The 19,120-nt window shown below is 58.3% G+C and carries 17 protein-coding genes; 3 read left to right on the top strand and 14 right to left on the bottom strand.

Features of this window, described 5'->3' with window-relative positions; genetic code table 11:
- Positions 1 to 131: 131 nt before the first annotated feature.
- From GIR22_RS06775 to GIR22_RS06725, 11 genes are all read right to left on the bottom strand, one after another.
- A complete protein-coding gene (locus GIR22_RS06775; protein ID WP_154742602.1) occupies positions 132 to 461 on the bottom strand; it encodes a GlpM family protein in 330 nt (109 codons plus the stop codon).
- An 18-nt stretch (positions 462 to 479) separates the two neighbouring features.
- Positions 480 to 1,820 (bottom strand): two-component response regulator AauR, encoded by a 1,341-nt coding sequence (aauR, locus tag GIR22_RS06770; protein WP_154742570.1) that lies wholly within the window; start codon positions 1,818 to 1,820, stop codon positions 480 to 482.
- Positions 1,817 to 3,718 (bottom strand): two-component sensor histidine kinase AauS, encoded by a 1,902-nt coding sequence (gene aauS, locus GIR22_RS06765; RefSeq protein WP_154742569.1) that lies wholly within the window; start codon positions 3,716 to 3,718, stop codon positions 1,817 to 1,819. The genes aauR and aauS overlap by 4 nt, the downstream gene beginning before the upstream one ends.
- Before the next feature lie 161 nt (positions 3,719 to 3,879).
- Entirely contained in the window at positions 3,880 to 4,614 is a 735-nt protein-coding gene (locus GIR22_RS06760) for an amino acid ABC transporter ATP-binding protein (RefSeq protein WP_154742568.1), read from the bottom strand.
- Positions 4,611 to 5,282 carry an amino acid ABC transporter permease gene (locus GIR22_RS06755; protein ID WP_154742567.1) on the bottom strand — a complete coding sequence of 224 codons (672 nt, stop codon included), beginning with the start codon at positions 5,280 to 5,282 and terminating at the stop codon, positions 4,611 to 4,613. Before GIR22_RS06755 ends, GIR22_RS06760 begins: the two co-directional genes overlap by 4 nt.
- A complete protein-coding gene (locus GIR22_RS06750; protein WP_154742566.1) occupies positions 5,282 to 6,028 on the bottom strand; it encodes an amino acid ABC transporter permease in 747 nt (248 codons plus the stop codon). The genes GIR22_RS06755 and GIR22_RS06750 overlap by 1 nt, the downstream gene beginning before the upstream one ends.
- Before the next feature lie 192 nt (positions 6,029 to 6,220).
- Positions 6,221 to 7,153 carry a glutamate/aspartate ABC transporter substrate-binding protein gene (locus tag GIR22_RS06745; RefSeq protein WP_154742565.1) on the bottom strand — a complete coding sequence of 311 codons (933 nt, stop codon included), beginning with the start codon at positions 7,151 to 7,153 and terminating at the stop codon, positions 6,221 to 6,223.
- Positions 7,154 to 7,458: 305 nt separating this feature from the next.
- On the bottom strand, positions 7,459 to 8,997 hold the full coding sequence (gene glpD / locus GIR22_RS06740) for a glycerol-3-phosphate dehydrogenase (RefSeq protein ID WP_154742564.1): 1,539 nt from the start codon (positions 8,995 to 8,997) through the stop codon (positions 7,459 to 7,461).
- A gap of 195 nt (positions 8,998 to 9,192) precedes the next feature.
- On the bottom strand, positions 9,193 to 9,948 hold the full coding sequence (locus GIR22_RS06735) for a DeoR/GlpR family transcriptional regulator (RefSeq protein WP_038443004.1): 756 nt from the start codon (positions 9,946 to 9,948) through the stop codon (positions 9,193 to 9,195).
- A gap of 96 nt (positions 9,949 to 10,044) precedes the next feature.
- On the bottom strand, positions 10,045 to 11,550 hold the full coding sequence (gene glpK / locus GIR22_RS06730) for a glycerol kinase GlpK (RefSeq protein ID WP_154742563.1): 1,506 nt from the start codon (positions 11,548 to 11,550) through the stop codon (positions 10,045 to 10,047).
- An 80-nt stretch (positions 11,551 to 11,630) separates the two neighbouring features.
- Entirely contained in the window at positions 11,631 to 12,485 is an 855-nt protein-coding gene (locus GIR22_RS06725) for an MIP/aquaporin family protein (protein ID WP_154742562.1), read from the bottom strand.
- Between the two features lie 371 nt (positions 12,486 to 12,856).
- Between GIR22_RS06725 and ybaK the strand changes: the two genes are divergently transcribed.
- On the top strand, positions 12,857 to 13,327 hold the full coding sequence (gene ybaK / locus GIR22_RS06720) for a Cys-tRNA(Pro) deacylase (RefSeq protein WP_154742561.1): 471 nt from the start codon (positions 12,857 to 12,859) through the stop codon (positions 13,325 to 13,327).
- Positions 13,328 to 13,448: 121 nt separating this feature from the next.
- On the opposite strand, the gene GIR22_RS06715 is transcribed toward ybaK, so the two are convergent.
- On the bottom strand, positions 13,449 to 14,549 hold the full coding sequence (locus GIR22_RS06715) for an ABC transporter ATP-binding protein (protein WP_154742560.1): 1,101 nt from the start codon (positions 14,547 to 14,549) through the stop codon (positions 13,449 to 13,451).
- Positions 14,546 to 15,466 (bottom strand): ornithine carbamoyltransferase, encoded by a 921-nt coding sequence (argF, locus tag GIR22_RS06710; RefSeq protein ID WP_154742559.1) that lies wholly within the window; start codon positions 15,464 to 15,466, stop codon positions 14,546 to 14,548. Before argF ends, GIR22_RS06715 begins: the two co-directional genes overlap by 4 nt.
- A gap of 442 nt (positions 15,467 to 15,908) precedes the next feature.
- Between argF and GIR22_RS06705 the strand changes: the two genes are divergently transcribed.
- Together GIR22_RS06705 and grxD are read left to right on the top strand one after the other, a co-directional pair.
- The gene (locus GIR22_RS06705) at positions 15,909 to 18,017 is read left to right on the top strand and encodes a molybdopterin oxidoreductase family protein (protein WP_154742558.1); all 2,109 of its coding nucleotides are present in this window, start codon (positions 15,909 to 15,911) and stop codon (positions 18,015 to 18,017) included.
- A gap of 100 nt (positions 18,018 to 18,117) precedes the next feature.
- The gene (gene grxD / locus GIR22_RS06700; protein WP_154742557.1) at positions 18,118 to 18,459 is read left to right on the top strand and encodes a Grx4 family monothiol glutaredoxin; all 342 of its coding nucleotides are present in this window, start codon (positions 18,118 to 18,120) and stop codon (positions 18,457 to 18,459) included.
- A 98-nt stretch (positions 18,460 to 18,557) separates the two neighbouring features.
- On the opposite strand, the gene bfr is transcribed toward grxD, so the two are convergent.
- A complete protein-coding gene (gene bfr / locus GIR22_RS06695) occupies positions 18,558 to 19,028 on the bottom strand; it encodes a bacterioferritin (protein ID WP_154742556.1) in 471 nt (156 codons plus the stop codon).
- Between the last annotated feature and the right edge of the window lie 92 nt (positions 19,029 to 19,120).

The following is a 19,120-nucleotide window of genomic DNA, read 5'->3' as shown; positions in this document are numbered from 1 at the left end:
AAGCCGATCACCGATCAACTGTAGCCGCTGGCGTAGCCTGCGATCGGCTGCGTAGCAGTCGTTTGGGGTTTGAAATTGCTGAAGGTCCTGCGGCCCTTATCGCAGCCAGTGGCTACAGGATTTTCGGCGGATTATGCGTGCATGCGCACCCACACGCTGACCAGCACCGTAGCTGCCATCAACCACGCCACCGCCGCCACGGCCAGTGACGCCTCCAATCGCATCCGATCCACCATCACATACAACGTCGCCAGGTACACAAAGTACGGAATGATCGACCACATCCCGAACACGATGGTGGTCTTCAAGTCCTCCACCGAGCGGCCCTTGCCAACGATGTAATGGGCGATCAACGCAAAGGTCGGGAACAATGGCACCAAGCCTGCGATGTAATAATTCCGGGTCTTGGCCAGCGCCGCCAGGATCAACACCACGCCTGCTCCCAGCGCTGCTTTAAACAATAAATCCACGATGCTCCCCTAGTGACCCAAACCGTACTTTTTGACTTTGTCGAACAGCGTGGTCTTGGCCATGCCCAGTTCCTGGCTGGCCTGGGTCAGGTTACCACCGCTGCGTTGCAAGGCGTCGTTGAGCAGGTTACGTTCGAAGGTCTCCACCGCTTCGGTGAAGGCCAGGCCATGACTGCCGCTGCTGGCCCCGCTTTTCTTGAAGGCCGGAAGGCCCAGGGCAAAGCGTTCGGCGACGTTGCGCAGTTCGCGTACGTTGCCAGGCCAGTCGTGGCTCATCAGGTTGGACAGGGTCTGGTTGTCCAGCTCCGGTGCAGTACGGTCAAAGCGCAGGGACGATTGCTGCAGGAAGTGTTCGAACAGTTGCAGGATGTCTTCCCGGCGCTCGCGCAGGGGCGGCAGTTCCAGGGTGACTACGTTGAGGCGGTAATACAGGTCACTGCGAAATTGGCTGGCACGGCTCAGTTCATCCAGATCGGATTTGGTGGCGGCGATCACCCGGCAATCCACTGCCACGCTCTGGTTTGAGCCCAGGCGTTCCAGGGTGCGCTCCTGCAAGACCCGCAAGAGTTTGATCTGCAGGTTCATCGGCATGCTTTCTACTTCATCGAGAAATAGCGTGCCTTCGTGGGCATGTTCGATCTTGCCGATCCGCCGTTTGCCAGCGCCAGTAAAGGCGTTGGCCTCGTGACCGAAAATCTCGCTTTCAAACAGGTTCTCCGGCAGGCCGCCACAGTTCAAGGCGACGAACTGATGAGAGTGACGCCGGCTGAAGTCATGGAGGCAACGGGCGACCAGTTCCTTGCCGGTACCGGTCTCGCCTTCGATCAATACGTTGGCTGCGGTGTCGGCGACGTTGGCGATCAATTCACGCAGGTTCTGCATGGCGGGTGAGCGGCCGATGATCCGGCCTTCCAGGGAGTCACGTTCGGCCAGTTGCCGGCGCAACGACCAGACTTCCCGGGCCAGGCTCCGTTGCTCCAGGGCGCGACGGGCGACGTCCACCAGTCGTTCGGGGGAGAAGGGTTTTTCCATGAAGTCATAAGCGCCGCTGCGCATCGCGCCCACGGCCATGGAAATGTCGCCGTGACCGGTGATCAGTACCACGGGCAGGCTTTTATCCAGGAGCTTGAGGCGGGTCAGTAACTCCAGGCCATCTATGCCCGGCAGGCGAATGTCGCTGATGACGATGCCGGCGAAGTTTTCGCCGACACAGGCCAGGGCTTCTTCGGCGCTGCCCACGCCAATGCTGGGAATGTCTTCCAGGGCCAGGGCTTGCTGGCAGCCCAGCAAGACATGCGGGTCGTCTTCGACAATCAGGACGGTCAGGTCGGTTTTGTGCTCGGTATTCATGTCGACTCGCCGGGTTGAGAGCCTGCCAGGGGCAAGCTCAGGACAAAGGCTGTACCACCGTTGGCCGGATGCTCGACGGCGAGGTTGCCGCCGGTGGCCGCTGCGAGGCTGGCCGACAGGGTCAGGCCGAGGCCCAGCCCCTGCTCACCGGGTTTGGTGGTAAAAAACGGTTCGAATAAATGCTTGCGTATCTGAGGATCAATGCCATGGCCATTGTCGCGTACCCGCAGGCGGTATTTACCGTCGACGGTGTCGCCTTCCAGCCATAGTTCGGGGGCTGGTTGCGCCTGCATGGCATCCAGGGCATTGCCGATCAGGTTGACGAGAATTTGCTCCAGGCGGGTCTGGTCAATTTGCAATTGTGCGGGTGTGAAGTTGTGGTGCAGGGCCAGTGGCAGGTTCTCCAGGCGGCTGCCGAGGACTTGAAAGGCTGCGTCCACGGCCTTGTTCAGGCTCGCCTCGCCCTGGTCGTCACCGCGCCTTGCAAAGGAGCGCAGGCTCGCGGTGATCCGGCCCATGCGGTCGATCAGTTCGTTGATGGTCTTGAGGTTGGCGCTGGCCGTGTCCAGGGCACCACGCTCCAGGAAGCGCACGGCGTTACCCGACAAGGTACGCAGGGCGGCCAGGGGTTGGTTCAATTCATGAGCGATGCTGGTGGACATCTGGCCGATGGCTGCCAGTTTTCCCGCCTGTACCAGTTCATCCTGAGCCCGGCGCAAGGTTTCTTCGGCCTGGCGTCGCTCGCGGATCTGGCTCTTGAGCCGTTCGTTGCTGGCTCGCAGGTCAGTGGTGCGCTCGGTAATCCGTCGCTCCAGTTGGTTGTTGGCTTCCTGCAAGGCTTCCCGGGCGGCGAGGCGGGTGGCGATGACCTTGCGCCGCTCGTTCCAGGCGATCAGCAGGAAAGCTACCAGGGCAAAGGCGACCGCCACCAGGATGCCCTGGTTGATCGCGGCCTGGCGCAGGTTATTCAGGGGGGTGAGCAGGGTGAAATTCCACGGTGTGTCGTTCAGGGGCCGGGTCTGGGCCAGGTAGCTGACTTCCTTGTCGTCGGTCACCACTTCGCTATTGGCCGGGAACGTCAGTTTTTCCGTACCTTCGTTCAGCCGTTCCCGGGCCAAAGGTTGCAGTTCGTTGAGAGTCGCCCAGTAATACTGCAGGCTGCGGGCCAGGCGTTCCTTGGTGTCATCGCTCAGGGGAAGCACCGCCTTGAGTCGGCGAGCCGGGTCGCTGGACAGAATGATGATGCCGTTCTCGTCACTGACGAACGCTTCCAGGCGTGCCCGTTGCCAGCGTTCTTCCAACGCTTCCAGACGCACCTTGACCACCGCGACGCCGATGATCTTGCCGTGCTCTTCCAAGCCATGGGCCAGGTAGTAGCCCGGCTCGCCATTGGTGCTGCCGATGCCATAGAAACGGCCGGGTTGACCGCGCACTGCATTCTGGAAATAGGCACGAAAGGACAGGTCTTCCCCCAGGTAACTGTCGACATCGCGCCAGTTACTGGTGGCCAGCACGCGGCCGGTGGTGTCCATCACATAAATGGCCCGACTGCGGCTACGCCGGTTCAGGCCTTCGAGGTAATCGTTTACCGTGCGCCGGTATTCCGGGGACGGGTCAGCGAGCAATTTGGAAACGCTGGACTCCAGCTCCAGGAGGCTGGGCAGGTAGGTGTATTTGCTGATCTCGCTTTCGACGGTGCGGGCGTGCAATTCCAACTGGCGCTCGCCGTTATCGCTGAGGGTGCGGATGCCATAGTATTCACTGATCCAGAAGCCGATATAACCCAGGCCGATCATCAGCGCGATGATCAGTGGCGGCAGGAACAGTTGGCGAATCAGGCGAGGCTTCACGGCAAGTGATGGCGGTGCGGCGCGATAGAGGTTGGGGTCGCATTTCATCACAGATGCCTTGGGTCAGCTACCGCTTGCCTGGTCACTGTAGGAGCGAGCTGGCTCGCGAAGGACGTCAACAGCAACGCGTGTATCCAGGGTAAACGCGGTGTCCTTGAGTTCTTCGCGAGCAAGCTCGCTCCTACAGGGGAGGGGCGAGTTGCGCTTTTTTAGTGCTGCAGGATTTTCTCGAGGAAGTGCTGCGCGCGCTCGGAGCGGGCGCTGACGTCGCCGAAGAACTCTTCTTTCGGGCAGTCTTCAATGATCATGCCTTTGTCCATGAAGATCACGCGATCAGCCACTTTGCGGGCGAAGCCCATTTCATGGGTCACGCACATCATGGTCATGCCTTCGTGGGCCAACTGCACCATCACGTCCAGCACTTCGTTGACCATTTCCGGGTCCAGCGCCGAGGTGGGCTCGTCGAACAGCATGACGATCGGGTCCATGGCCAGGGCGCGGGCAATCGCTACACGCTGCTGCTGGCCACCGGACAGCTGGCCAGGGTGTTTGTGGGCGTGTTCCGACAAACCGACGCGCTCAAGCAGTTGCAGGCCCTTTTTGGTGGCCTCTTCCTTGCTGCGGCCCAACACCTTGATCTGGGCGATGGTCAGGTTTTCGGTAATGGTCATGTGCGGGAACAGCTCAAAGTGTTGGAACACCATGCCCACGCGCGAACGCAGTTTCGGCAGGTTGGTCTTCGAGTCGGAAATGGAGGTGCCATCGACCACGATGTCACCTTTCTGGAACGGCTCCAGGGCGTTGACGCATTTGATCAGGGTGGACTTGCCGGAGCCGGACGGCCCGCACACCACGATCACTTCGCCTTTTTTAACTTCAGTGCTGCAATCGGTCAGCACCTGGAAGTCGCCATACCACTTGTTGATATTCTTGATAGAGATCATACGGCAAACCTTTTTTGCAGACGCTTGACCAGCAGCGAGGCGGCAAAGCTGATGATGAAGTAGACGACACCGGCGAAGACCAGGAACTCATTGGAGCGGCCGATGATGTCGCCGTTAGCGCGGGCGGAGTTGAGGAAATCCACCAGACCCACGGTGTACACCAGCGAGGTGTCCTGGAACAGGATGATGCTCTGTTGCAGCAGCAGTGGGGTCATCTTGCGGAACGCCTGGGGCAGGATGATCAGGCGCATGGTCTGGCCATAGGTCATGCCCATCGCTTGCGCAGCGGCCATCTGGCCCTTGGGGATCGACTGCACGCCGGCCCGGACAATTTCGCAGAAGTACGCGGCTTCGAACATCATGAACGCCACGACACAGGAGGTGAACGCGCCGATCGGCGTGTCTTCACCGGTGATCCAGCGCAGCACGAACGGCACCGCCAGGTAGAACCAGGTGATCACCAGCAGCAGCGGGATCGAGCGGAAGTAGTTCACATAGGCGCCAGCCACACGGGACAGCAGTTTGTTGGAGGACAGCCGCATCAGCGCCAGGATGGTGCCGATGATGATGCCGCCGAACACGCCCATGACCATCAGTTTCAAGGTCATGACCATGCCGTTCCACAAGCCTGGAATAGCCGGGATGATACCGCTGAAATCGAATTCCATTATTTATCCCCCACGGAGATCAGGCCGGGCACTGCGACTTTCTTCTCGACCAGGCGCATCAGCAGCATGAGGCTCATGTTGAGGGTGAAGTAGATCAACGTGGCCAGGGTGAAGGCCTCGAACAGGTTCGCCGAGAACTCGGCGGTCTGCTTGGTTTGTGCCAGCAGTTCCATCAGGCCGATCAGGGACGCCACGGAGGAGTTCTTGAAGACGTTGAGGAATTCCGAGGTAAGTGGCGGAATGATGATCCGGTAGGCCTGGGGCAGCAGCACGTTCCAGTAGATCTGCGGCAGCTTGAAGCCCATGGCGCGTGCGGCAGCTTCCTGGCCACGGGGCAGCGCCTGGATGCCAGTACGCACTTGCTCACACACACGTGCGGCAGTGAACAGGCCCAGGCACACGACAACGCTCAGGTAGGCCGAGGTGGTTGGGTTGAGGTCTTGTTTGTACCAGTCTTGCAGGTTCTGCGGCAGCATGTCGGGTACCAGGAAGTACCAGATGAACAGCTGAACCAGCAGCGGTACGTTACGAAACAGTTCCACGTAGCAGGTCGCAATGCCTGATACGAGACGGTTTGGCACGGTGCGCATGACACCCAGTATCGAGCCCAGCAGTAAGGCGATGATCCATGCCACGATGGCAATGGCGATGGTCCAGCCCAAACCGGAGATGAACCAGTCGAGATAAGTCTCGCTGCCCACGCCAGTGGACTTGAAGAACACGCCCCAGTCCCAGTTGTAATTCATTAGGGTCTCCCCCGAAATCGATCGATGTACAAGCACCCGCTTGGGGAAAATCCATTCCCGCCTGACGTTGATCGTCAGGCACACGCGATCGGCTCGAAAACCGCCAGGTCGAGTGTTCCACATATAACCAGCAGGTAGTAACAGATGCCTGAGGGAGGGTTGGCTCCTTCAGGCGATAAGGTTAGTTCGCAATCAGGACTTTTTTTCTGCCGCCTTGTCGTCAGCCGCTTTGTCGGTCGGGTTGGCGATCAAGGCCTTGAGTTCGTCGCTCATCGGGAACATCAGGTTCAGGCCTTTTGGCGGGATTGGCGAGCTGAACCACTTGGTGTAGATCGTGTTGATCTCGCCCGACTTGTAGGTCGCAACGATAGCGTCGTCCACAGCTTTCTTGAATGGAGCGTCGCCCTTGCGGACCATGCAGCCGTAGATTTCGAAGGACTGCGGAGTACCGGTTACGGCCCAGTCGGTTGGTTTCTTGGCCTTGGCCATTTCGCCAGCCAGCAATGCGTCATCCATCATGAAGGCTACGGCGCGGCCGCTTTCCAGCATCTGGAAGGATTCACCGTGGTCCTTGGCGGAGATGACGTTCATGCCCATTTGCTTGTCGGCGTTCATGGACTTGAGGATGCGCTCGGACGTGGTACCGGCAGTGGTCACGACGTTCTTGCCTTTCAGGTCAGCGAAATCCTTGTAGGTCGAGTCCTTTTTGGACAGCAGACGGGTACCGATTTCGAAGATGCCGACGGAGAAGTCGACTTGTTGCTGACGCTCCACGTTGTTGGTAGTGGAGCCGCACTCGACATCCACGGTGCCGTTCTGCACCAGTGGAATACGGGTCTGCGAGGTCACGAGGTTGTATCTGACCTTCAACTCGCCTTCTTTCATGCCGAGGTCTTTCTCAACTGCTTTGACGATAGCCAGTTGGATGTCGTGGGAGTAACCCACTGGTTTGCCGGAAGCGTCCGCAATGTAGGAGAACGGAATGGAGGCGTCCCGGTGACCCAGGGTGATGGTGCCGGACTCTTTGATTTTCTTCAGTGTGCCGGTGAGTTCGGCGGCGAAAACTGGAGTGCTAATCAGAGCGGCAGCGATAGCTGCGCCCAAAATATGGGGGACGATACGCATCAATACTTCCTCGACATTTGTTTTTTTTATGAAGCCTGGACGGCCCTTTGATACAGCGAATGCCCGTGACGGCTCCTGAAGCGTCTCAGGCAATCGCCTATGAGTGTAGAGCATGAGTCGTGCCAAACCAGATTAAAAAGTTTAACTATTTGATTTTTATGAGTATTAACTTTATATGACGGTTTTTTTGGTCGACCAGAATCCGGCAAACCGAATGGTGTGGTGTGGATCGTTCGGAAAACCGACTGCCAGCCGGGCAGCCCAAAAAAAGCCCCTGGACCTTTCGGTGCAGGGGCTTTGTCAGATCAGGCCGCTTCTATCTTGCTGCGGGCCTGCTCCAGTTGGGTCAGGTAGCGTTGCACGTTAGCCTGTTCCTCTGGTGTGGTGAACAGGCCCAGCTTGCTGCGGCGCCAGAGGATGTCCTGCGAATGCAGGGCCCATTCCTCGGCGCACAGGTAATCGACTTCCCGGGTGTAGAGACCACCACCCAGGTGGTCACCCAGGTCGGCCAGCGATTGCACGCCTTCGAGTAGGCGCCAGGTGCGGCTGCCATAAGTGGTGGACCAGCGCCGGGCAATTTCGCTGGGGATCCAGTCGAACTTGCTGCGAATAGCAGCGGCCAAGGCTTCTGGCGTGGTCATGTGTTCACCGCCGGGCAAGGTCGCCTTGGCGGTCCAGTTTGGTTTGATGCCCTTGAAGTAGGGGGCCAGTTGCGCCAGCGCCGATTCCGCGAGTTTGCGATACGTGGTCAGCTTGCCGCCGAATACCGAGAGCAGTGGTGCCTCATCCGCAGCACCGGACAGGGCAAGGGTGTAGTCGCGGGTCACGGCTGACGGGTTATCGGATTCGTCGTTGCACAGTGGGCGCACACCGGAATAGGTATGGACGATATCGTCGCGGCTCAGTTGTTTCTTGAAATGGGCATTGACCACATTGAGCATGTAGTCGGTTTCGCCTTCGGTAATCGCCACTTTCGCCGGGTCGCCGGTGTATTCGCGGTCGGTGGTGCCGATGATGGTCAGGTGGCCCAGGTACGGAATGGTGAAGACGATGCGCTGGTCTTCGTTCTGCAGGATATGTGCGTGTGTACCTTCATACAGTTTCGGCACAATCAGGTGGCTACCCTGGATCAGGCGGATGCCATAGGGTGACTCCAGCTTCAGGTCTTCCTTGATGAATTTGGCGACCCAAGGTCCGGCCGCGTTCACCAACGCCTTGGCGCGTATCGAGAACAGGCTGCCGTCGGCCCGCTCCATGTTCATTTCCCACAGGCCTTTGCTGCGATGAGCGCTGACGCAACGGGTCTGGGTGTGGATGTGCGCACCCTTTTCACGGGCGGCCATGGCATTGAGTACCACCAGCCGAGCGTCGTCGACCCAGCAATCGGAGTATTCGAAACCTTTGGTTATTTCGCTTTTGAGTGGGCTGTCAGGACCAAACGTGAGGCTTTTGGAACCTTGGAGTTTTTCCCGCTTGCCCAAGTGGTCATACAGGAACAGGCCGGCGCGAATCATCCATGCTGGGCGCAGGTGCGGACGGTGGGGCAGGACAAAGCGCATTTGCTTGACGATATGCGGGGCCTTGCTCAGCAGCACTTCCCGTTCAGCCAGGGCTTCGCGCACCAGGCGGAATTCGTAATGCTCAAGGTAGCGCAGGCCGCCGTGGATCAGCTTGCTGCTGGCCGAAGAGGTGTGGCTGGCCAAGTCGTCCTTTTCGCAAAGAAAGACGGATAAACCGCGACCGGCCGCGTCTGCTGCTATGCCGACGCCATTGATACCGCCACCAATAACGGCAACATCATAGACGTCGGCCAGTGGCGGAGCAGGCAAGGTAGAAGGGTTCATCGGCAGGCCTCGCAATTTTCTTGTCTTGGAATTCGAACATTAATGTTCATTTGCGAAAATGGTAGCCTATAAACGCGGGCACAGCCACCCGACTTCGATTGAAAATACTGATCGAAGGGGTGAGAAAGGAAAATTTGTGAACATGAACCAGGGGCTGATCGTTACCACGCGCAGCGTAGGAACGATCAGATAGGCTTAAACCACTTCCAGCCGAATCTTGTTCTGACTCAGCAACTGCACCAACGCCGGCACCGGTTGCTGGTCGGTCACTAAACAATCAATCAAACTGATAGGTCCCAGGCGAATCATCGCGTTGCGCCCAAATTTGCTGGAGTCCGCCGCCAGGATCACCTTGCGCGCGTTGGCGATGATTGCCTGGGACACCCGCACTTCCTGGTAATCGAAGTCCAACAGGCTGCCGTCTTCATCGATGCCGCTGATGCCCACCAGGGCAAAGTCGACCTTGAACTGGTTGATAAAATCCACGCTGGCCTGGCCCACCACGCCGCCGTCACGGCGCACGTTGCCGCCAGTGAGCAACACATCGAAGTCGTCCTTGGCGCTGAGCATCATTGCGACATTGAGGTTGTTGGTGATGATCTTCAGGTGACTGTGGTTCAACAGTGCCCGGGCGATAGATTCGGTGGTGGTGCCGATATTGATGAACAGCGAGGCGTGATCAGGGATCTGCGCGGCAATGGCTTCGCCGATGCGCTGTTTCTCGTCGCGCATCTGATCGGCACGCATGGCGTACTCGGTATTTTCGACGCTGGAATCATAAGCTGCGCCGCCGTGATAGCGGCGCAGCAGGTTTGCTTCGGCCAGTTGATTAATATCCCGACGAATGGTTTGCGGGGTGACAACGAATAACTGCGCCATTTCCTCGATGCTCACATAGCCGCGTTCGCGGACCAGTTCGAGGATTTGCTGCTGGCGGGGAGGCAGATTCATGGGGCGTCCTTTGGGCTGCCGTACAAAAAAGTGGCCCATGATGCCGCAGGAATCCGCTCCCTGCCAGTTACAACCTATGCGGGTCCTGCCGTTGGCTTATTCAGCGCCTTCGTGGGGTTCCCAGTCGCGGGTGCGGCTGACGGCTTTTTTCCAGCCTGCGTAGAGTTTTTCCTTGGCCGCTTCGTCCAGTTGCGGTTCGAATTCGCGCTCGATCACGGCCTTGCCCCGCAATTCGTCCAGGCTGCTCCAGAAGCCACAAGCCAGGCCCGCCAGGTAGGCGGCGCCCAATGCGGTGGTTTCGCGCATTTGCGGACGCTCGACCTGGGTGCCAAGGATGTCGGCCTGGAACTGCATCAGGAAGTTGTTGGCCACAGCGCCACCATCTACCCGCAGGGATTTCAGGCGTTCGCCGGAATCCTGCTGCATGGCGTCGAGTACGTCGCGGGTCTGGTAGGCAATCGACTCAAGGGCGGCACGAATGATGTGGTCCACGCGTACGCCACGGGTCAGGCCGAACAGCGCGCCACGCGCATACGGGTCCCAGTAAGGAGCGCCCAGGCCGGTGAAGGCCGGTACCAGGTACACGCCGTTGCTGTCCTTGACCTTGCTCGCGAAGTATTCGGTGTCGGTGGCATCGGCGATGATCTTCAGTTCGTCACGCAGCCATTGCACGGTGGAGCCACCGTTGAACACGGCGCCTTCCAGGGCGTAGGCCACTTCGCCACGCGGGCCGCAAGCGATGGTGGTGAGCATCCCGTGCTTGGATTTCACGGCTTTGTCGCCGGTGTTCATCAGCAGGAAGCAGCCGGTGCCGTAGGTATTTTTCGCCTGCCCCGGTTCTACGCACATTTGGCCGAACAGCGCCGCCTGCTGGTCACCGGCGATACCGCCGATGGCGATGCCGCTTTTGGTGCGGCCGTAGATCTCAGAGGAAGACTTAACTTGCGGCAGCATCTCGCGCGGGATATCGAGGATTTCCAGCATCTTCGAATCCCACTCCAGGGTGTGGATGTTGAAGAGCATGGTGCGCGAGGCGTTGGTGTAGTCGGTGACGTGGGTCTTGCCGCCGGTAAATTTCCAGATCAGCCAGCTGTCGACTGTGCCGAACAGCAGTTCGCCGTTGCGCGCCCGCTCGCGGCTGCCTTCGACGTTGTCGAGGATCCACTTGAGCTTGGTGCCGGAGAAGTACGGGTCGGTGACCAGGCCGGTGGTGTCACTGATGTATTGCTCATGGCCGTCGCGCTTGAGTTGTTGGCAGATCTCGGTGCTGCGGCGGCACTGCCAGACGATGGCGTTGTAGACCGGGCGGCCTGTGACCTTGTCCCAGACCACGGTGGTTTCACGTTGGTTGGTGATGCCAATGGCAGCTACTTGATCATGGTGCAGACCAGCTTGCGCCAGGGCCTCGACCATCACTGCGCTCTGGGTGGCGAAGATTTCCATCGGGTCATGTTCAACCCAGCCGGCTTGCGGGTAATGCTGGACGAATTCGCGTTGGGCGGTGCAGACCACGTTGGCGTCGCGATCAAAAATGATTGCTCGTGAACTGGTCGTACCCTGATCGAGGGCAATGATGTAGTTCTTATTCTGAGAGTCGGTCATGTCGATTGCCTTGGACGGAAAATTTCGGAATAAAAAATAGCCTGGACTGTAAAAGGGCAGGAGAGTCCAGGCTACAGCTATCAGGAAGTACGAGTCTTGCCGGTAGCGGCAGCTTCGGATGCATCAGTTGTAGCAGGTGCGGCGCTGGGCAGGTGACGGGCAATCAACCCGCGGTAAGCCGCTGCACCGAGGCAGGCACCGACAATCGGTGCAAAAATCGGAATCAGGAAATAAGGGATGTCGCGTCCGCCAGTGAAGGCCATTTCACCCCAACCGGCGAAAAAGGTCATCAGTTTGGGGCCGAAGTCACGAGCCGGGTTCATCGCAAACCCGGTCAGCGGGCCCATGGCGCTGCCAATCACCGCGATCAGCAAACCGATCAGCAGTGGGGCCAGCGGGCCGCGGGGCAGGCCATTGTTGTCATCGGTCAGGGCCATGATCACGCCCATCAGGATGGCGGTGATGACCATTTCCACCAGGAACGCCTGGGCAGTGCTCAGCAGTGGGTGGGGGTAGGTGGAGAATACCGACGCCAATTCCAGGCTGGCTTGGGAGCCCCGGATCATGTGGTGGGTTTGTTCGTAATCGAAAAACAGGTTGCTATAAAGTGTGTAAACCAGCGCGGCGGCGCAGAAAGCGCCGGCCACTTGGGCGATGATGTAGAACGGCAGTTTGCGTTTGTCGAAATCGGCAAAAATACACAGGGCGATGCTGACGGCTGGATTGAGATGAGCCCCGGAAATGCCGGCACTCAGGTAAATCCCCATGCTGACACCAATCCCCCAGATGACACTGATCTCCCACAAGCCAAAGCTGGCACCCGCGACCTTGAGCGCAGCCACGCATCCGGTACCGAAGAAGATCAGCAATGCAGTCCCCAGGAACTCGGCCATGCATTGGCTCGAGAGTGGAGGCTGTTGAAGGGCAGTTGTCATTGAAAACCTCTGTTTTTGTTGTTGTCTGGAGTCTGGTCGCAACGGACAAGACACGATTTTCACCGTGGCAAGGATCCCATCCTGTTCGCGGTTTGCTGCGGGGCTACCGAAAAGTCATTTCTATAGTATTCGTAAACGAAAAAATATAGACAAGAAACACGGCTGTCAAAGGTCGAAAGTGAACTATCGGTCATTTTATAATTATTGACGTGGTGAATGATCGCGGCACGGCTGCGCGCAAACGTGCCAGAAGCCCGCTAAAAAAGCTGCTCTGACTCGCTGCGAAAGTGCCGGTACTAGAGCGTTTTAGCTCGGTTTGGCCTAGAATCGGCGGTCTGTTTTTCCACGTTTACCCCAAGCCTGGAGCCCTTATGACCCCCGCATTGGACTTGTTGAAAAAAGTTCGAGCCGAACATCGCATTCACAGTTACGAACATGACCCTAAGGCCGCGTCTTATGGCCTGGAGGCCGCGGAGAAGTTGAGTCTTGATCCGGCGCAGGTGTTCAAGACCTTGCTGGCCAGTAGTGAAAAGGGCGAATTATTGGTGGCGGTGGTGCCGGTCGTCGGAAGTCTGGACCTGAAGGCGCTGGCGCAGGCGGCCGGGGTCAAGAAAGTCGAGATGGCCGACCCGGCTGCTGCGCAACGTTCCACCGGGTATTTGCTGGGCGGGATCAGTCCATTGGGGCAGAAGAAACGCTTGCGCACGTTTATCGATGTGACGGCGCAGCCGTTTAAGACAATTTTTGTCAGCGCGGGAAGGAGAGGTTTGGAAGTAGAGCTGGCGGCGGCGGTGTTGGCCGAGCATACCCAGGCCAGGTTTGCGCCAATCGGTCGTGGGTAAAAAAACACATTGTAGGAGCGAGCGTGCTCGCGAAAAACCTCAACGATGCGTGTGCATTCTGGATAAACGCGTCGCCTATGAGTTCTTCGCGAGCAAGCTCGCTCCTACAGTGCCGTGTGTGTCAGCTGTAGCGCCGCACGCCGGAATCAATCTGCGGAATCTGCGCCGCCGTGCTACCGGATGCCTGGAACAGCACCAGATGCTCTGCCGCCACACGGATGCCGACATCAGTACCTACCTGATGATCGGCATGGCTGGGAAAGATCGATTCCAACTGAGCGCCGGTAGGCAATTGCAAACGATACAAGGTCGACGCACCCAGGAAGGTCTTGCCGACGATCCGTGTTTTCAGCGCGCTATCCGGGGCGTAGACGATGTCATCCGGGCGCAGCAACACATCGACTGCGCCGCCAATCGGCCAGGTGTAGGCGCGATTGCCGCGCAATTCGCCCAACTCGGTGGTCACTGACTCTGGTGTGCTCAGTTGGCCGCGAATGAAATAACCCTGTCCGATAAAGCTGGCCACAAACGGCGTCAGTGGTTCGTGATAGAGATTGTAGGGCGTATCCCACTGTTCCAGACGACCTTCCTTGAACACCCCCACATGATCACTCACCGCGAAGGCTTCTTCCTGATCGTGGGTCACCAGAATCGCACTGGTGCCCCGAGCCTTGAGGATGTCGCGTACTTCATGGCTGAGCTTGCGCCGCAACTCTCCGTCGAGGTTGGAGAAGGGTTCGTCGAGCAGCAACAGTTGTGGTTCCGGCGCCAATGCCCGGGCGAGGGCCACCCGCTGTTGCTGGCCACCGGAGAGCTCATGAGGGAAGCGCATGCCCAAACCCTTCAGGTTGACCAGTTCCAGTAACTCTGCAACCACTCGGTCTTTTTGTGGATGCTTGCGAATGCCGAAGGCAATGTTGTCGGTCACGCTCAAGTGAGGAAACAGCGCGTAGTCCTGGAACACCATGCCGATCCGGCGCTTCTCCGGCGCCAGGGTAAAACCGGCGCTGGAGATGACCTTGCCTGCCAGGCTGATTTCCCCTTCATATACCGGCTCAAAGCCAGCAATCGCCCGAAGGGTAGTGGTCTTGCCACACCCCGAGGAACCCAGCAGGCAGCCGATGTCACCGGCATTGAGGTGCAGATTGAGGTTCTGCACCACCCGTTGATCCTGATAACCGCATGCCAGGTTGCGTAGATTCAGCAGTAATGGCTGGCTCATGCGTGGTGGTATGCAGGTGGAACCAGGAACTCAAGCAAGGCCTTTTGTGCGTGCAGACGGTTTTCCGCCTGGTCCCAGGCCACTGATCGTTGATCGTCCAGCAGGTCGAGGCTGATTTCTTCGCCCCGGTGGGCTGGTAGGCAATGCATGAACAGCACATCTGGCGCGGCCAGGTCGAGCAGGGCGCGGGTCACCTGGAATGGTGCGAACAGCGCCAGGCGCTTGGCGGTTTCGTCTTCCTGGCCCATGGAGGTCCAGACGTCCGTACTCACCAGATGGGCGCCAGCCACCGCGTCCCGTGGGTCGCGAAGGATTTGCACACGGCCATCGGCCTTGGCGAGGAATTCAGCCGCCGGCTCATAGCCTTCAGGGCAGGCAATGCGCAAGTGGAAGTCGAACTGGATTGCCGCTTCTATATAGCTGTTGCACATGTTGTTGCCATCGCCGATCCAGGCCACGGTCTTGCCCTTGATCGAGCCGCGATGTTCAAGGAAGGTTTGCATGTCGGCCAGCAGTTGGCAGGGATGCAAATCGTCAGACAGGCCGTTGATCACGGGTACCCGGGAGTTGGCGGCAAACTCGGTCAGCGTGCTATGGGCGAAGGTACGAATCATCACCGCATCGAGCATGCGCGACATGACGATGGCGCAATCGCTGATCGGTTCGCCACGGCCCAGTTGGGTATCTCGCGGCGAGAGGAAGATGGCCTGGCCGCCGAGCTGGATCATCCCGGCTTCGAAAGACAGGCGGGTGCGGGTGGACGACTTCTCGAAAATCATTCCGAGTACGCGGTTTTTCAAAGGCTCGAACAGTACGCCGCGATTACGCAGGTCTTTAAGCTCAATGCCTCGACGGATCACGCTGACCAGCTCTTCGGGCGTGCAATCCATCAGGGAGAGAAAGTGCCTTGCGCTCATCATTAACTACCTTTTGCAACAGACCGCAGATACTCAAAGCCTTGTTTATTGTGACAACGGGCGAGACCTGCGGCGAAAGCCGCACGGGGCGACGAAATAGGGGAAGGCGCGATCTTATAATTAAATGTCGCGTCTTACCAATAGGGCTACGGTTTTTAGGGGTGTTCAAGGGCGCGGGGATAACGCTTTGAAGCCTGGATCCTGACAGCAGCGGGTTATTTGTACACTGGCGTTGCGCACTTTTGCAATGCGCAAAGGCGGTTGCAGGCCAGGTTTTGCCGGATTTGAGGGCCATGAATGAGGGGTGGCGGTTTTTTTGAAACATTTTCTAATGCTTGGTCATGGCCTGGCTTGATGCTCTTCGATTCACAAGACGAACGTTGCTGGCGCCTCTGGCAGTCGCGGGCCATAGTTGGCCAATGCCCTGATAAAGAGACTGGCCATGACCAAGACTCTCCACCACCGTGCCTGCCACCTGTGCGAAGCCATTTGTGGCTTGACTCTGGAAACCACCCAAGCCGAAGACGGCAGCCTCGCGATTACCTCAATCAAGGGCGACCCGTTGGACAGCTTCAGTCGTGGTCATATCTGCCCCAAGGCCGTAGCCCTGCAAGACATCCAGAACGATCCGGACCGCCTGCACCAGCCCATGCTGCGGGTAGGCAGCGAATGGCAACCGATCCCCTGGGACGAGGCCTTTGCCCTGGTGGCCGAGCGGCTGGCGGGGGTTCAGGCTCGTCATGGGCAGAACGCGGTGGCGGTGTACCAGGGTAACCCCAGCGTGCACAACTACGGCTTGATGACCCACAGCAACTACTTTCTGGGCCAGCTCAAGACGCGTAATCGTTTTTCTGCCACCTCGGTGGACCAGTTGCCCCACCACCTTACCAGTCACCTGATGTACGGCCATGGTTTGCTGCTGCCGATTCCAGACATTGATCATACCGACTTCATGCTGATTCTGGGGGGCAACCCACTGGCATCCAACGGCAGCATCATGACCGTGCCGGATGTGGAAAAACGCCTGAAAGCCATCCAGGCTCGTGGCGGCAAAGTGGTGGTGGTCGACCCTCGACGCAGCGAAACAGCAGCGATCGCCGATCAGCATATCTTCGTACGTCCCGGTGGCGATGCAGCGCTGTTGTTCGGGCTGCTCAATACCTTATTCACCGAGAACCTGACCCGTGACAGCCACTTGCTGGTTGAAGGCTTGGAAGATGTGCGTCGCGCGGTTGCCGGGTTTACCGCAGAGGCCATGAGCCGCCAAAGTGCGGTGCCGGCCGAGCAGATCCGCCAATTGGCGCGGGACTTTGCCGCTGCCGACAAGGCGGTTTGTTATGGGCGGATGGGGGTCTCGACCCAAGCCTTCGGTACGCTCTGCCATTGGTTGGTACAACTGATTAACCTGGTGACCGGCAATCTGGACCGCGTGGGTGGGGCCTTGTGCACCACGCCTGCGGTGGATCTGGTGGCGGCCACTTCCGGTGGGCATTTCAATCGCTGGCAGAGCCGGGTGTCCGGGCGTCCGGAATACGCTGGCGAGTTACCTGTGTCTGCCCTGGCCGAAGAAATGCTCACCGAGGGCGAAGGGCAAATCCGCGCCTTGGTGACGGTGGCAGGCAATCCGGTACTATCGACGCCTAATGGGCGTCAGTTGGAGCAGGCGTTGGACGGCCTGGAGTTCATGGTCTGCATCGACCTCTATATCAATGAAACCACGCGTTATGCCGATCTGATCCTGCCTTCCACTTCGGCGCTGGAAAACGATCACTACGACACCACTTTCAATATGTTTGCGGTGCGCAATGTCACCCGCTTCAATCGCGCGATTCTGCCTAAGCCTGAAGGCGCATTGCATGACTGGGAAATCTTTGTCGGGCTGGCCCAGGCGTTTGCGGCGAAGACCGGCAATGCCCTCAAGCCAACTCTGCCGCCGGCGCAGATGATCGACTTCGGTATACGGGCCGGGGTGTATGGCGATGCATCCAGCCATAAGTTATCGGTGGCGGCCTTGGCTGATTACCCCCATGGTCTGGACCTGGGGCCGCTCAAGGCCAATCTCGCTGGGCGCCTGAAAACGCTCAACGGCCAAGTGCAGGCCGCGCCTGCGGTGATCCTGGCGGATCTTGCGCGCTTCGCTGCGCAGCCTTTGCCCACCGTGGACGAGTTGCTGCTGATCGGCCGTCGTCATGTGCGCAGCAATAATTCCTGGATGCATAACTACCATCGCCTGGTGAAGGGCAAGCCACGGCACCAGTTATTGATGCATCCCGAAGACCTGGCCCAGCGTCAGTTGAGCGATGGCCAGCGGGTGCGTATCAGTTCGCGGATCGGCATGATTGAGGTGGAGGTGATGGCCAGCCTGGACATGATGCCAGGTGTTGTCAGCCTGCCTCATGGTTGGGGGCACGGCCGCCCAGGTGTGCAGATGAGCATTGCCAGCGGACAACCTGGAGCGAGTGCCAATGATCTGACCGATGAGCGGCATTTGGATGAGTTGTCGGGCAATGCGGCGTTAAATGGCGTACCGGTGCGGGTGGAGGCGGCGTGACGTTTGTCTGTCGGGGAGTCCGAGCACCCGGTCAGGCTTTTACGCTACAATGCGCCACCGTGCCGACCCGTGAGTCGCAAAGTTTCTGTCGAGGTGCTCCATGGATATCATCGAAACGATTAAAGAGCAGATTGCCAACAACACCATTCTGCTTTACATGAAGGGCGCACCCAATGCCCCTCAGTGTGGCTTCTCCGCGAAGGCCTCCCAGGCCATTATGGCGTGTGGCGAGAAATTCGCTTACGTGGACATTCTGCAGAACCCGGAAATCCGTGCCAACCTGCCCAAGTACGCCAATTGGCCTACTTTCCCGCAGTTGTGGGTTGCTGGTGAGTTGGTCGGTGGTAGCGACATCATCACTGAAATGGCAGCTGATGGTTCGTTGCAAACGTTGGTCAAGGACGCGTCCGCAAAAGCGGCTGTGGACAAGACTGAAGCCTGATTTTTCAGGTTTGGCAATAAAAAGCCCCGCTTCTCTATACGAGAGCGGGGCTTTTTAGTGGGCGCTATGTAGGAGCGAGCAAGCTCGCGCCTATAGGCTTACTCCCCCATCTGCGATTGCAGATAGTTCTCGAGGGTCACTTTGTCGATCAGGCCCTGTTGGGTTTCCAGCCAGTCGATATGCTCTTCCTGATCTTCGAGGATATCTTCCAGCAGTTCACGGCTGCCGAAGTCGCCATTGGTTTCGCAATGAACGATGGCAGCCTTGAGATCGCTGTGGCTTTTGCGTTCGATGCCCAGGTCGCAGGTGATCATTTCCTGGGTGTGCTCGCCGATGTGCAGCTTGCCCAAGTCCTGGACGTTCGGCAGGCCTTCCAGGAACAGAATGCGCTTGATCAGCTTGTCTGCGTCTTTCATAGCCTGGATGGATTCTTTGTACTCATGCTTGCCCAGCTTTTCCAGGCCCCAATCTTCATACATACGTGCATGCAGGAAGTATTGATTGATCGCGACCAGTTCATTGGCAAGGATCTTGTTGAGATGCTGGATGACTGTAATGTCGCCTTTCATGATTGGGGTCCTGCCCTGTGTTAACTGTATATAGGGTGGAGTTTGAGCTGGGTAAATACTACTGTCAAACCTAAGTTATTGAATAATAAATG

It is taken from the genome of Pseudomonas karstica, assembly GCF_009707515.1.
Taxonomy (GTDB): domain Bacteria; phylum Pseudomonadota; class Gammaproteobacteria; order Pseudomonadales; family Pseudomonadaceae; genus Aquipseudomonas; species Aquipseudomonas karstica.
This window is presented reverse-complemented; position numbering and strand designations above follow the sequence as displayed.

Bases quoted from the DNA above. Each gene is read 5' to 3' on its own strand.
- aauR (WP_154742570.1), bottom strand. From the start codon at position 1,820: ATGAATACCGAGCACAAAACCGACCTGACCGTCCTGATTGTCGAAGAC.
- aauS (WP_154742569.1), bottom strand. From the start codon at position 3,718: ATGAAATGCGACCCCAACCTCTATCGCGCCGCACCGCCATCACTTGCC.
- GIR22_RS06760 (WP_154742568.1), bottom strand. From the start codon at position 4,614: ATGATCTCTATCAAGAATATCAACAAGTGGTATGGCGACTTCCAGGTG.
- GIR22_RS06755 (WP_154742567.1), bottom strand. From the start codon at position 5,282: ATGGAATTCGATTTCAGCGGTATCATCCCGGCTATTCCAGGCTTGTGG.
- GIR22_RS06750 (WP_154742566.1), bottom strand. From the start codon at position 6,028: ATGAATTACAACTGGGACTGGGGCGTGTTCTTCAAGTCCACTGGCGTG.
- GIR22_RS06745 (WP_154742565.1), bottom strand. From the start codon at position 7,153: ATGCGTATCGTCCCCCATATTTTGGGCGCAGCTATCGCTGCCGCTCTG.
- glpD (WP_154742564.1), bottom strand. From the start codon at position 8,997: ATGAACCCTTCTACCTTGCCTGCTCCGCCACTGGCCGACGTCTATGAT.
- GIR22_RS06735 (WP_038443004.1), bottom strand. From the start codon at position 9,948: ATGAATCTGCCTCCCCGCCAGCAGCAAATCCTCGAACTGGTCCGCGAA.
- glpK (WP_154742563.1), bottom strand. From the start codon at position 11,550: ATGACCGACTCTCAGAATAAGAACTACATCATTGCCCTCGATCAGGGT.
- GIR22_RS06725 (WP_154742562.1), bottom strand. From the start codon at position 12,485: ATGACAACTGCCCTTCAACAGCCTCCACTCTCGAGCCAATGCATGGCC.
- ybaK (WP_154742561.1), top strand. From the start codon at position 12,857: ATGACCCCCGCATTGGACTTGTTGAAAAAAGTTCGAGCCGAACATCGC.
- GIR22_RS06715 (WP_154742560.1), bottom strand. From the start codon at position 14,549: ATGAGCCAGCCATTACTGCTGAATCTACGCAACCTGGCATGCGGTTAT.
- argF (WP_154742559.1), bottom strand. From the start codon at position 15,466: ATGAGCGCAAGGCACTTTCTCTCCCTGATGGATTGCACGCCCGAAGAG.
- GIR22_RS06705 (WP_154742558.1), top strand. From the start codon at position 15,909: ATGACCAAGACTCTCCACCACCGTGCCTGCCACCTGTGCGAAGCCATT.
- grxD (WP_154742557.1), top strand. From the start codon at position 18,118: ATGGATATCATCGAAACGATTAAAGAGCAGATTGCCAACAACACCATT.
- bfr (WP_154742556.1), bottom strand. From the start codon at position 19,028: ATGAAAGGCGACATTACAGTCATCCAGCATCTCAACAAGATCCTTGCC.